Consider the following 13,534-nt stretch of genomic DNA (forward strand, 5'->3'; position numbering starts at 1 on the left):
GCAATGACCCACCAGTGGCGCGGAATCATCGAGGAGTACCGGGACCGGCTGCCCGTCTCCGACACCACGCCGGTCGTGACGCTCCGCGAGGGCGGCACGCCCCTCGTGCCCGCGCAGGTGCTCTCCGAGCGCACGGGGTGCGAGGTCCACCTGAAGGTGGAGGGTGCCAACCCCACCGGGTCCTTCAAGGACCGCGGTATGACCATGGCCATCAGCAAGGCCAAGGAGGAGGGCGCGCAGGCGGTCATCTGCGCCTCCACCGGCAACACCTCCGCCTCCGCCGCGGCCTACGCCGTGCGGGCCGGCATGGTCTCGGCCGTGCTCGTCCCGCGGGGCAAGATCGCGCTCGGCAAGATGGGCCAGGCCCTCGTGCACGGCGCGAAGATCCTCCAGGTCGACGGCAACTTCGACGACTGCCTCACTCTCGCCCGCAACCTGAGCGAGAACTACCCGGTGGCGCTGGTCAATTCGGTCAACCCGGTGCGCATCGAGGGGCAGAAGACGGCCGCCTTCGAGATCGTGGACATGCTGGGCGACGCGCCCGACATCCACGTCCTGCCGGTCGGCAACGCGGGCAACATCACCGCGTACTGGAAGGGTTACAAGGAGTACGCCGCGGACGGGATCGCCGCCGGGACCCCCCGGATGTGGGGATTCCAGGCCTCCGGTTCCGCGCCCATCGTGCGCGGCGAGATCGTCAAGGACCCCTCGACCATCGCCACCGCGATCCGGATCGGCAACCCCGCCTCCTGGCAGTTCGCGCTCGCGGCCCGGGACGAGTCCGGGGGCTTCATCGACGAGGTGACGGACCGTGAGATCCTGCGCGCCTACCGGCTGTTGGCCGCTCAGGAGGGTGTCTTCGTGGAGCCCGCCTCCGCCGCCTCCGTGGCCGGTCTGCTCAAGGCCGCCGAGCAGGGCAAGGTCGACCCGGGCCAGCGCATCGTCTGCACGGTCACCGGCAACGGCCTGAAGGACCCCGACTGGGCCGTCGCCGGCGCCCCGCAGCCGGTCACCGTGCCGGTCGACGCGGCCGCCGCGGCCGAGCGGCTCGGTCTCGCCTAGAGAACCACTGGAGCGGCGCCCGGGAACCGTACGAGCGGCGCCCGGGAGTCGCACGAGCCGGGCCCGGGAGCCGTGCGAGCGGCGCCCGGGCAACGCTCGGCCAACCCTCGGCGGGCAACCGGTGAACAGACCGCGGCGTCCTAAACAGGGGACTCCCTAAGGAGGGGGCACGGGGGGCTTACGACACGCATCGTGCGCCTCCTGTGCGCCCTATGTCGCGACAGAACCTTCCTTCGATAGGCTGTACCGAACCCGCCCGCTGCATATGCCTGCGTATATGGCGCGGTGCCGTGCCGCCTCCGCGGCCCGAGGTTCCCTCAGGTACCTATCGAGTGTCATTCGACCATCACGCAGCTCAAGGAGAGTCATCGAGCGATGGCCGGTCCAGCGTTCCGCGCCGCCGCCGTCCGGGTGCGCACCCCCGCCACCAGCGCCAACCTCGGTCCGGGCTTCGATGCCCTGGGCCTCGCGCTGGGGCTCTACGACGATGTCGTCGTACGGGTGGCCGACTCCGGGCTGCACATCGACATCGCGGGTGAGGGCAGCGAGACGCTGCCGCGTGACGAGAGCCACCTCCTCGTACGCTCCCTGCGCACCGCCTTCGACCTGCTGGGTGGACAGCCCCGCGGCCTGGAGATCGTGTGCGCCAACCGCATCCCGCACGGTCGCGGCCTGGGCTCCTCCTCCGCCGCCATCTGCGCCGGCATCGTCGCCGCGCGTGCCGTGACCATAGGTGGCGAGGCCAGGCTCGACGACGCCGCGCTCCTCGAACTGGCCACCGAGATCGAGGGCCACCCCGACAACGTCGCGGCCTGTCTGCTGGGCGGCTTCACGCTCTCCTGGATGGAGTCCGGTGCCGCCCGGGCGATCAGGATGGAGCCTGCCGATTCCATCGTTCCGGTGGTTTTCGTGCCCGGGAAGCCGGTCCTCACCGAGACCGCGCGCGGACTGCTCCCGCGCACCGTGCCGCACGTCGACGCCGCCGCCAACGCGGGCCGTGCCGCCCTGCTCGTCGAGGCCCTCACCAGGCGCCCCGAGCTGCTGTTGCCCGCCACCGAGGACCGTCTCCACCAGGAGTACCGCGCACCGGCCATGCCGGAGAGCGCGGCGCTGGTGGAGCGGCTGCGCGCCGACGGCATCCCGGCCGTGATCTCCGGCGCCGGACCCACCGTCATGGCGCTGGCCGACGCCGCGAGCGCCGACAAGATCGAAGCCCTGGCAGGCTCGGAGTGGGCCGCCAACCGGCTGAAACTCGATGTACAGGGAGCGAGCGTGCTGCCGCTTGCGCCCTCCAGTGACATTTAACTGCGCACGGTTGCCGGATTTGGAGAGGGGGAATGTTTGTTGGATCCGGTAGTGTTAACCTCAAGTCTGCACCCGACCCCACCATGGCGAGGTGCTTCGTGTCCCCGTCCGGGACAGACATTCTTCCGGGAGTCTCCCAAGCCACTCAGCGTTTCGTATGTCGTACCTGGGCAGTACGCCGTACGCGGACATTGAGCGGGCCGCTGGGCACGCTTCGGAATTGGTGCTACCACGCCACGTGACACCGGGTGCCACGGCTGAGGAAGCGCCGTCACCAGAAATCCTCTCCGCCGCTTAGGCGGACCACCGCCCCGGCACGGTCCACACAGCAAGGACCGCAGCCGGACAGCACAACCGGTCGCCGAGCCAGACAGGCCGACGTCCGCTCCAGGGAAGGACCCTTCGTGAGCGACACCACCGATCTGATGGGCGCACGTGTCGAGGAGACCGCTGCCGCGCCCGCCACGGACGCCTCCGCGCCTGCCACCGGTGCCGGCTCCCGGCGGCGCCGCGGTACCGGCCTCGAGGGCATGGTGCTGGCAGAGCTTCAGCAGGTCGCATCCGGCCTCGGTATCAGGGGCACGGCGCGGATGCGCAAGAGCCAGCTGATCGAGGTCATCAAGGAGGCGCAGGCCGGTGGGGGCGCCGCCCCCAAGGCCGCCGAGAGCGCCACCGAGACCAAGCCGAAGCGCCGGGCCACCTCCAAGGCCCGTACCGGCGGCGAGGTCGCCGAGAAGCAGGCGGAGCAGGCCGCCGAGGCCCCCGCCGAGCAGGCCGTGGCCCAGCAGCAGATCGAGATCCCCGGCCAGCCCGCCGGCGGCACCGCCCGCGACGCCGAGCGTGGCGGCGAGGACGCGCCGGCCGAGCGCCGCCGTCGCCGGGCCACCGCCGAGGCCGGCAGCCCCACCGCGAGCGGCGCCGAGACCGTCGTCGCCGAGGCGAAGAGCGAGCCGAAGGCCGAGACGCCCGCCGCGCAGCCGCAGGGCGACGCCGACGGCGAGGGCCGCGGCCGCCGTGACCGCCGCGAGCGCGGCCGGGACCGCGACCGGCGCGGCAAGGGCGACGAGCAGCCGGGCGCCGGCCAGGGCGGCCGTCAGGACCGTCAGGACCGCGACCGCCAGGACCGGGACCGTCAGCAGCAGCCGCAGCAGCAGAGCGGCGGCCGCCAGGACCGCAACGCCGGCCCGCAGGACGACGACGACTTCGACGGCGGCCGCCGTGGCCGTCGCGGCCGTTACCGGGACCGCCGGGGCCGTCGTGGCCGCGACGAGATCGGCGGTGCCGAGCCGCAGGTCGCCGACGACGACGTCCTGATCCCCGTCGCGGGCATCCTGGACATCCTCGACAACTACGCGTTCATCCGGACCTCCGGCTACCTGCCGGGCCCGAACGACGTGTACGTCTCCCTCGCCCAGGTCCGCAAGAGCGGCCTGCGCAAGGGTGACCACGTCACCGGTGCGGTCCGCCAGCCCAAGGAGGGCGAGCGCCGCGAGAAGTTCAACGCGCTCGTGCGCCTGGACTCCGTCAACGGCATGGCGCCCGAACAGGGCCGTGGCCGCCCGGAGTTCAACAAGCTGACGCCGCTGTACCCGCAGGACCGGCTCCGTCTGGAGACCGACCCGGGCGTGCTGACCACCCGCATCATCGACCTCGTCGCGCCGATCGGTAAGGGCCAGCGCGGTCTGATCGTGGCCCCGCCGAAGACCGGCAAGACCATGATCATGCAGGCGATCGCCAACGCGATCACGCACAACAACCCCGAGTGCCACCTGATGGTCGTCCTCGTCGACGAGCGTCCGGAAGAGGTCACCGACATGCAGCGGTCGGTGAAGGGCGAGGTCATCTCCTCGACCTTCGACCGCCCGGCCGAGGACCACACCACGGTCGCCGAGCTGGCGATCGAGCGCGCCAAGCGTCTGGTGGAGCTGGGCCACGACGTCGTCGTGCTGCTCGACTCGATCACGCGTCTGGGCCGTGCGTACAACCTGGCCGCGCCGGCCTCCGGCCGCATCCTGTCCGGTGGTGTCGACTCGACCGCCCTGTACCCGCCGAAGCGCTTCTTCGGTGCGGCCCGCAACATCGAGGACGGCGGATCTCTCACGATCCTCGCCACCGCCCTTGTGGACACCGGGTCCCGCATGGACGAGGTGATCTTCGAGGAGTTCAAGGGCACGGGTAACGCCGAGCTGAAGCTCGACCGGAAGCTCGCGGACAAGAGGATCTTCCCGGCGGTGGACGTCGACGCGTCCGGCACCCGTAAGGAAGAGATCCTGCTCGCCCCCGACGAGCTCGCCATCGTCTGGAAGCTGCGCCGTGTGCTGCACGCCCTCGACCAGCAGCAGGCCGTCGAGCTGCTGCTCGACAAGATGAAGCAGACGAAGTCGAATGCCGAGTTCCTGATGCAGATTCAGAAGACGACGCCGACTCCCGGTAACGGGGACTAGTCGACAAAGCCCGCGCCCTTTCAGGACGCTCGAAGGGCCGTTCCTCGCAATCGCGGGGTGCGGCCCTTTTCGTTTCTCTCCTCGGTGTAGGATCTCGCCCTTCGGTCAGTTGACCGAATCTCGAAATCCTGATCCCGAGGGGGGACTTAGGTGGGTACACCCACGTCCGGGAGTGGTCGGCACAGACGTCGGATACGGTTCGCGCTGCCCGTCGCCGCGGCCGGTGTCGCCGCGGCCGTCACCGCCGCGCTGATCTCGACCTCCGCCAATGCGGCCACCCTGCCGGTGCCTACGGTCAAGCCGTCCGTCAGCACGACGTCGCAGGCCGTCCTGAACCAGCGGATCGCCCGTGCGATCACCGCCGACAGCGGGACGACGTCCACGAAGAAGTCGACCGCCACCGCGAGCGGTTCGGCTGTCTCGCCGAAGATCATCGGTGGCGGTACGACCACCATCTCCTCGGCGCCGTGGATGGCGCAGCTCTGGTACTACGACGACAAGGGCACCACCAGCACCAGCGACGACGTCGGCTTCTTCTGCGGTGGCTCGGTCATCTCGCCCACGAAGATCCTCACTGCCGCGCACTGCGTCAAGGGCTTCAAGTGGAGCACCACCGACTCCGCGGTCGTCACCGGCACCGCCTCGCTGCCCACCAGCAACGCCGACGGCACCGCCAACCTGCACGGCGGCACCGCCACCGGCGTCCTGCGCCAGTGGAACCACCCGTCGTACACCGTGTCGACCAACGGCGTCCCCAACAACGACATCGCCGTGCTCACCCTGGCCGTCCCGGTCAAGGCCACGCCGATCAAGCTGACGACCAACACCGACACGGCCTCCTACAAGGCGAACACCAGCGCCAAGGTCTACGGCTGGGGCCGCACCAGCTCCACCTCGGAGGACATCTCCGAGACGCTGAAGACGGCCACGCTGCCGGTCCAGTCCGACACCGCCTGCACGAACGCCTACGGCAGCGACATCGTCAAGGGCCACATGGTCTGCGCCGGCAAGCCCGCCACCGGCTCCGACACCGGTACCACCTCCGCCTGCAACGGCGACTCCGGCGGCCCGCTGGTCGTCGGCGGCCGGATCGTCGGCGTGGTCTCCTGGGGCGTCGAGGACTGTGTCGCCAAGGGCGCCTACAGCGTCTTCACGAAGGTCAGCACCTACGTCGGTGCCGCCTACGCGCAGATCACCGACACCAACCTGAGCCTGTTCAACAATCTCAACGACGGCAAGGCCGACCTGTTCGCCCGCAAGTCGTCGACCCACGTCGGCTACGAGCTGGACTCGAAGGGCACCTCGCTCGCCTCCCGTGCCTCCTGGGGCGACTGGACCGGCGTCAACGTCATCCTCCAGGCCGACCTCAACCGGGACGGCTTCCAGGACCTGGTCTACCGGGTGGCCTCCACCGGTGACATCTACTGGGACCACTTCGCGCTGAACAGCGCCCAGACCAGCGGCTCCTGGGTCTCGAAGAAGATCTTCACCAACTGGAAGACCCGCAAGGCCACCGTCATCCCCGGTGACCTCACCGGCGACTACCTGCCCGACGTGCTGTCCGAGGACTCCGCCGGTGTCCTGTGGCTGTACCCGGGCAAGGGCAACGGCACCTTCGGCACCCGCGTCAAGGTCGGCACCGGCTGGAGCCAGTACAACCAGCTGCGCGGCGTCGGCGACTTCAACGGCGACGGCAAGGCCGACCTGCTGGCCCGCAAGAGCAGCGGCGGCGACCTCTACCTGTACAAGGGCACCGGCAAGTCCGGCACCGGCCTCTTCTCGGCGCGGGTGAAGGTCCGCTCCGCCTGGACCGGCTTCAACACCCTGGCCGCGGTCGGCGACATGACCGGCGACGGCAAGGCCGACCTGCTGGCCCGTACGACCGGCGGCACGCTGTACCTCTACCCGGGCACCGGCAAGGCGACCAGTGAGATCTTCGGCACAAGGAAGTCGCTCGGTACCGGTTTCCAGCAGTACGACATCTTCGGCTGAAATACCTGGTGAGCGGGGTTCGCCCCTACTTGCCCGGTGACACGGTGTGCCCATCGCCCTACGCGGTGGGCACACTGCGTTGTGCAACCCTTTCCCGAGTTTCGCCGTCTGACCAGGCGGAGCGACGATGGTCCGGTACGTGCCGATGATCCTGGTACGCCGGGCCTGACCCTGAAAGCAGGGGGTAACCGAGCAGTCGTACGAGAACAGAGGAGCCCATGTCTGCCGAGAGCACGCCGGAGCCCGCGATACCCGAGGCCGGTCCGACAGTCCCGGGCCGCCGGGGCAGGGGCCGCCGCCGCAAGGCCCCCGGCACGGGCCGCAGGGCGCTCCGGGTCACGGCCTGGACGGCGGCCGGCATCCTCGTTCTCGGCGGCACCGGACTCGGTTACGTGTACTTCAAGCTCAACGGCAACCTCAGGACCGTCGACATCAACCAGGCGCTCGGCAGCGACCGGCCCACCAAGGTCGACAACGGCTCCGAGAACATCCTGGTCCTCGGCTCGGACACGCGCTCCGGGGCCAACAAGAAGCTCGGCGGCGGCGCGGACGACGGCAGCGCCCGATCCGACACGGCGATGATCGTCCACGTCTACCAGGGCCACAAGCGGGCCGGCGTGGTCTCCGTCCCCCGGGACACCCTGATCGACCGCCCGTCCTGCACGGACGCGAACGGTGTCACGCACGACGCGGCCACCGACGTGATGTTCAACTCCGCGTACTCCACGGGCGGCGCGACCTGCGCGGTCAAGACCGTCGAGTCGGTCACCGGCATCCGCATGGACCACTACCTGGAGGTCGACTTCTCGGGCTTCCAGAAGCTCGTCGACGAGCTGGGCGGGGTCACGGTCACCACGACCAAGAGCATCGACGACCCGCAGAGCCACCTCGACCTCAAGGCCGGCGAGCACAAGCTCGACGGCGAGCAGGCGCTCGGCCTGGTCCGCACTCGGCACGGCGTCGGCGACGGCTCCGACCTGGGCCGCATCCAGCTCCAGCAGGCGTTCGTCAAGGCTCTGATCAACCAGGTCAAGCAGGTGGGCGTCTTCACCAGCCCCAAGAAGCTGTACGACCTGGCCGACACCGCGACGACGACGGTCACCACCGACTCCGACCTGGGCTCGGTGAACTCCCTGGTCGACTTCGCGAACGGCCTGAAGTCCATCGGCTCCAAGAACATGCGCATGGTCACCATGCCGGTCGAGTACGACCCGGCGAACCCGAACCGGGTGATCGTGGCCGAGGCGAAGGCGAAGCTGGTCTGGACGGCCCTGAAGAACGACAGGCCGATCCCGGCGAGCGCCACGAAGGGCACGGCGACGGGGCAGGCCAAGGGGGTCGTGACGTCGTCGTGAGGGTGCGGCGCCGTCGTGGCCTGTCGCGCAGTTCCCCGCGCCCCTGAAGACAGGTGGGACCGGCGGACCCGCATTGAGGGGCGCGGGGAACTGCGAGACCAGCCCCCACTCGCCCGAAGGGGAATAGATCACCAGTGCCCCCGGTTTTGGGGTATGCGGCCAGCCCTGGCAGACTGGTACGTCGGCCCCGGTTCACGCCCCGCAGCCCGCGGCAGCGACCCGGTGCCCTCCCGAAATCTAGGAGACACCTTGAAGCGCGAGATCCACCCCGAGTACGTCGAGACGCAGGTCAGCTGCACCTGTGGCGCGTCGTTCACCACCCGTAGCACCATCCAGTCCGGCACCATCCGGGCTGAGGTCTGCTCCGAGTGCCACCCGTTCTACACGGGCAAGCAGAAGATCCTCGACACCGGTGGCCGTGTGGCCCGCTTCGAGGCCCGCTTCGGCAAGGCTGCCGCCGGCTCCAAGAAGTAGCGAGCCCCACTTCGCCGGTCCACGGCCGTGTCCCTACGGGGCGCGCCCGGGACCGGCGTTTTTGGTCGCCCGCCTTCCCTTCCGTACGCAGTATCAGGAGCCCAAAAATGTTCGAGGCCGTCGAGGAACTCGTCGTCGAGCACGCCGACCTGGAGAAGAAGCTCGCCGACCCGTCGGTCCACGCCGACCAGGCCAACGCGCGCAAGCTGAACAAGCGCTACGCCGAACTCACCCCGATCGTCGGCACGTACCGCTCCTGGAAGCAGACCGGCGACGACATCGAGACCGCGCGTGAACTGGCCGCCGACGACCCCGACTTCGCCGCCGAGGTCAAGGAGCTGGACAAGCAGCGCGACGAGCTCACCGAGAAGCTGCGCCTGCTGCTGGTCCCGCGTGACCCCAACGACGACAAGGACGTCATCCTGGAGGTCAAGGCGGGCGCGGGCGGCGACGAGTCGGCCCTGTTCGCCGGTGACCTGCTGCGCATGTACCTGCGGTACGCCGAGCGGGTCGGCTGGAAGACCGAGATCATCGACGCCACCGAGTCCGAGCTGGGCGGCTACAAGGACGTCCAGGTCGCCGTGAAGACCAAGGGCGGCCAGGGTGCCACCGAGCCCGGGCAGGGCGTCTGGGCCCGGCTGAAGTACGAGGGCGGCGTGCACCGCGTGCAGCGCGTGCCGGCGACCGAGTCGCAGGGCCGTATCCACACCTCGGCCGCGGGCGTTCTCGTCACCCCCGAGGCCGAGGAGGTCGACGTCGAGATCAACCCCAACGACCTCCGCATCGACGTCTACCGCTCCTCGGGACCCGGCGGGCAGTCCGTCAACACGACCGACTCCGCGGTGCGCATCACGCACATTCCCACCGGAGTGGTCGCCTCCTGCCAGAACGAGAAGAGCCAGCTGCAGAACAAGGAGCAGGCGATGCGTATCCTGCGCTCCAGGCTGCTCGCCGCGGCGCAGGAGGAGGCGGAGAAGGAAGCCGCCGACGCCCGCCGCAGCCAGGTCCGCACCGTCGACCGCTCCGAGAAGATCCGCACGTACAACTTCCCGGAGAATCGCATCTCGGACCACCGAGTCGGCTTCAAGGCGTACAACTTGGACCAGGTCCTGGACGGCGAACTCGACGCGGTGATCCAGGCCTGCGTCGACGCGGACTCGGCCGCGAAGCTCGCGGCCGCGTAAGGCATGCACGACTGAGTACGACACGGAGGACCAGCGTGAACCTGCTGCTCGCCGAGGTGGCCCAGGCCACCCAGCGGCTGGCCGACGCCGGCGTGCCCTCGCCGCGCAACGACGCGGAGGAGCTCGCCGCGTTCGTGCACGGCGTGAAGCGGGGCGCGCTGCACTCCGTCAAGGACTCCGACTTCGACGCCCGCTACTGGGAGGTCATCGCCCGGCGGGAGCAGCGCGAGCCGCTCCAGCACATCACCGGGCGGGCCTACTTCCGCTACCTCGAACTCCAGGTGGGTCCGGGCGTCTTCGTACCGCGCCCGGAGACCGAGTCCGTCGTCGGCTGGGCCATAGACGCCGTACGCGCCATGGACGTGGTCGAGCCGTGCATCGTCGACCTGTGCACCGGCTCCGGCGCCATCGCGCTCGCCCTCGCCCAGGAGGTCCCGCGCTCGCGCGTGCACGCCGTGGAGCTGTCTGAGGAGGCGCTCCAGTGGACCCGCAAGAACGTGGCGGGCTCCCGGGTCGACCTGCGCCAGGGAGACGCTCTGGACGCCTTCCACGACCTCGACGGCCATGTCGACCTGGTGATCTCCAACCCGCCGTACATCCCGCTCACCGAGTGGGAGTACGTCGCCCCCGAGGCGCGCGACTACGACCCGGAGCTGGCCCTGTTCTCCGGTGAGGACGGCCTCGACCTCATCCGGGGCATCGAACGCACCGCGCACCGGCTGCTGCGCCCCGGCGGTGTCGTCGTCATCGAGCACGCCGACACCCAGGGCGGCCAGGTGCCGTGGATCTTCACCGAGGAGCGGGGCTGGGCCGACGCGGCCGACCACCCGGACCTCAACAACCGCCCCCGCTTCGCGACCGCCCGCAAGGCGCTGCCGTGAGCACCCCCCAGACTGATCCCCGGGACTCCCGGGAGTCCCGGACGTACGTGTACTTCGTGTACGAGGAGGCCCGCTAGACATGGCACGGCGATACGACACCAACGACGCGACCGACCGCGCGACGGGTCTGCGCGAAGCCGCGTCCGCCGTCCGCCGGGGCGAACTGGTGGTGCTGCCCACGGACACGGTGTACGGCATCGGCGCCGACGCGTTCACCGCGGAGGCGGTCTCCGACCTGCTCGACGCCAAGGGCCGGGGCCGCAACATGCCCACGCCGGTGCTGATCGGGTCCCCGAACACGCTGCACGGGCTCGTCACCGACTTCTCCGAGCTGGCCTGGGAGCTGGTCGACGCGTTCTGGCCGGGCGCCCTCACCCTGGTCGCCAGGCATCAGCCGTCCCTCCAGTGGGACCTCGGCGACACCCGGGGCACGGTCGCCGTGCGCATGCCCCTGCACCCGGTCGCCATCGAACTGCTCACCGAGGTCGGCCCGATGGCCGTCTCCTCCGCCAACCTCACCGGCCACCCGTCCCCGGAGACCTGTGACGCCGCGCAGGAGATGCTCGGCGACTCCGTCTCCGTCTACCTCGACGGCGGTCCGACCCCGGGCAACGTCCCCTCGTCGATCGTCGACGTCAGCCGTGAGGTGCCGCTGCTGCTGCGCGCGGGCGCGATCTCGGCAGAGGAGCTGCGCAAGGTCGTACCCGACCTCGAGGTGGCGAATTGACAGCCCCTGACGCGGGGCGTGGCATAGGCAACGGGGAGCGCGCATCGGAGATCACGACCACGTTCGTGGGGCTTCCGCGCGACAGCTTCCGCATCCTCCACGTCAGCACCGGCAACGTGTGCCGCTCGCCGATCACCGAGCGGCTGACCCGCCATCTCGTGACGGACCGGCTCGGCACCTTTCTGGGCGGCGGGCTGATCGTGGAGAGCGCGGGCACCTGGGGCCATGAGGGCGCGCCCATGGAGGCCAACGCGGAGGCGGTCCTGGCCGACTTCGGCGCGGACGCGACCGGGTTCGTGGGGCGCGAGCTGCTCGACGAGCACGTCATCCGCGCCGACCTGGTGCTGACCGCCACCCGTGACCACCGCGCCCAGGTCATCTCCATGGGCCACTCGGCGGGCCTGCGCACCTTCACGCTGAAGGAGTTCACCCGCCTGGTCCGCGCGATCGACCCGGCGACCCTGCCCCCGCTGCACGAGGGCGTGGTCATCCGTGCCCGTGCGCTGGTCCGTGCGGCGGCCGCGCTGCGCGGATGGCTGCTGGCCCCCACGGCGGAGGCGGACGAGGTCTACGACCCGTACGGCGCCCCGCTGCCGTTCTTCCGTTCCATCGGCGACGAGATACACGAGGCCCTGGACCCCGTGGTCACGGCGCTGACGGGCGTCCCGGCGCGGATGTAGCCCGAGGCGCCGTACACACCGCGCACCCCACCCACCCCGGGCCTACATTGGACGTACGTCACCGTCGACCGCCCGGAGCCCGTCATGCCGGTCAGCCCTACCCTCGTCGAGGCCGATCTGCTGCGCCGGCAGGATCCGGAGCTGGCGGAGATCCTGCTGGGGGAGCTGGCCCGGCAGTCGACGTCGTTGCAGCTGATCGCCGCCGAGAACTTCTCCTCCCCGGCCGTGCTGGCCGCCCTCGGCTCGCCGCTCGCCAACAAGTACGCCGAGGGGTATCCGGGCGCCCGGCACCACGGCGGCTGCGAGATCGTGGACGTCGCCGAGCGGCTCGCCGTGGACCGTGCCAAGGCCCTGTTCGGCGCCGCGCACGCCAATGTGCAGTCCCATTCCGGGTCGTCCGCCGTCCTGGCCGCCTACGCGGCCCTGCTGCGCCCCGGCGACACCGTGCTCGCCCTCGGGCTGCCCTACGGCGGTCATCTCACGCACGGCTCGCCGGCCAACTTCTCCGGCCGCTGGTTCGACTTCGTCGGGTACGGGGTGGACGCGGAGAGCGGGCTCATCGACTACGACCAGGTGCGGGCGCTGGCCCGGTCCCACCGGCCCAAGGCGATCGTGTGCGGGTCCATCGCCTATCCCCGGCACATCGACTACGCCTTCTTCCGCGCGGTCGCCGACGAGGTGGGCGCGTATCTGATCGCCGACGCCGCCCATCCCATCGGGCTGGTGGCCGGGGGCGCGGCGCCGAACCCGGTGCCGTACGCCGATGTGGTGTGCGCGACCACACACAAGGTGCTGCGCGGGCCGCGCGGCGGGATGCTCCTGTGCGGTTCGCCCGGCCTGGCCGAGCGCCTCGACCGGGCTGTGTTCCCTTTCACACAGGGCGGCGCGCAGATGCACACCATCGCCGCCAAGGCGGTCGCGTTCGGGGAGGCGGCAACACCGGCGTTCACCGTGTACGCCCATCAGGTGGTCGCCAATGCGAGGGTTCTCGCGGCCGCCCTTGCGGACCAGGGGCTGGTGGTCACGACGGGGGGCACGGACACCCATCTGATCACCGTCGACCCCGCACCCCTCGGCGTCGACGGGCGTACCGCCCGGGGCCGGCTCGTCGCCGCCGGGATCGTCCTGGACAGCTGCGCCCTGCCGCACGGGGATGCGCGCGGCCTGCGGCTGGGCACCGCCGCCGTGACCACACAGGGCATGGAGGCGGGGGAGATGACCCGGATCGCGGATCTGCTGGGGGAGGTGCTGCGCGGTGGGACGGACCCGGGGAGGGTGCGTGACGAGGTGCGCGAGCTCACCGGTAGATTTCCGCCGTATCCCGGTGGAGACGGGGTAGGCGCAGCGTCGTAGAGCCGTTGTACGCCCACCTCACAGCCACACGTGCAACCATCGTCGCTACCCGGAAGTCCCCATACATATGCGACCGT

The 13,534-nt window shown here is 70.3% G+C and carries 11 protein-coding genes; all 11 read left to right on the forward strand.

Annotated features, from left to right (window positions below; genetic code table 11):
- Positions 1-3 precede the first annotated feature (3 nt).
- The 11 genes from thrC (at position 4) to glyA (ending at position 13,457) form a co-directional block, all read left to right on the forward strand.
- The gene (gene thrC / locus ACFWXC_RS46700; protein ID WP_384489262.1) at positions 4-1,062 is read left to right on the forward strand and encodes a threonine synthase; all 1,059 of its coding nucleotides are present in this window, start codon (positions 4-6) and stop codon (positions 1,060-1,062) included.
- Between the two features lie 375 nt (positions 1,063-1,437).
- Positions 1,438-2,367, forward strand: coding sequence for a homoserine kinase (gene thrB, locus ACFWXC_RS46705; RefSeq protein ID WP_384489264.1), 930 nt, complete (start codon positions 1,438-1,440; stop codon positions 2,365-2,367).
- 404 nt (positions 2,368-2,771) lie between these two features.
- A complete protein-coding gene (gene rho, locus ACFWXC_RS46710; RefSeq protein WP_384489266.1) occupies positions 2,772-4,811 on the forward strand; it encodes a transcription termination factor Rho in 2,040 nt (679 codons plus the stop codon).
- A gap of 150 nt (positions 4,812-4,961) precedes the next feature.
- Positions 4,962-6,803, forward strand: a complete 1,842-nt coding sequence (locus tag ACFWXC_RS46715) for a trypsin-like serine protease (protein WP_384489268.1) — start codon at positions 4,962-4,964, stop codon at positions 6,801-6,803.
- 218 nt (positions 6,804-7,021) lie between these two features.
- Positions 7,022-8,158 carry an LCP family protein gene (locus tag ACFWXC_RS46720; protein WP_384489270.1) on the forward strand — a complete coding sequence of 379 codons (1,137 nt, stop codon included), beginning with the start codon at positions 7,022-7,024 and terminating at the stop codon, positions 8,156-8,158.
- A 249-nt stretch (positions 8,159-8,407) separates the two neighbouring features.
- Positions 8,408-8,632, forward strand: a complete 225-nt coding sequence (gene rpmE / locus ACFWXC_RS46725; protein ID WP_190206740.1) for a 50S ribosomal protein L31 — start codon at positions 8,408-8,410, stop codon at positions 8,630-8,632.
- A 107-nt stretch (positions 8,633-8,739) separates the two neighbouring features.
- Positions 8,740-9,816, forward strand: coding sequence for a peptide chain release factor 1 (gene prfA, locus ACFWXC_RS46730; RefSeq protein ID WP_384489272.1), 1,077 nt, complete (start codon positions 8,740-8,742; stop codon positions 9,814-9,816).
- Between the two features lie 35 nt (positions 9,817-9,851).
- Positions 9,852-10,697, forward strand: coding sequence for a peptide chain release factor N(5)-glutamine methyltransferase (gene prmC / locus ACFWXC_RS46735; protein ID WP_362575517.1), 846 nt, complete (start codon positions 9,852-9,854; stop codon positions 10,695-10,697).
- A 79-nt stretch (positions 10,698-10,776) separates the two neighbouring features.
- Entirely contained in the window at positions 10,777-11,424 is a 648-nt protein-coding gene (locus tag ACFWXC_RS46740) for an L-threonylcarbamoyladenylate synthase (protein WP_351710488.1), read from the forward strand.
- Positions 11,421-12,104, forward strand: a complete 684-nt coding sequence (locus ACFWXC_RS46745; RefSeq protein WP_351710490.1) for a protein-tyrosine-phosphatase — start codon at positions 11,421-11,423, stop codon at positions 12,102-12,104. The genes ACFWXC_RS46740 and ACFWXC_RS46745 overlap by 4 nt, the downstream gene beginning before the upstream one ends.
- A gap of 84 nt (positions 12,105-12,188) precedes the next feature.
- On the forward strand, positions 12,189-13,457 hold the full coding sequence (gene glyA / locus ACFWXC_RS46750; protein ID WP_384489275.1) for a serine hydroxymethyltransferase: 1,269 nt from the start codon (positions 12,189-12,191) through the stop codon (positions 13,455-13,457).
- Positions 13,458-13,534: the final 77 nt, after the last annotated feature.

It is taken from the genome of Streptomyces sp. NPDC058683, assembly GCF_042716195.1.
GTDB lineage: Bacteria > Actinomycetota > Actinomycetes > Streptomycetales > Streptomycetaceae > Streptomyces.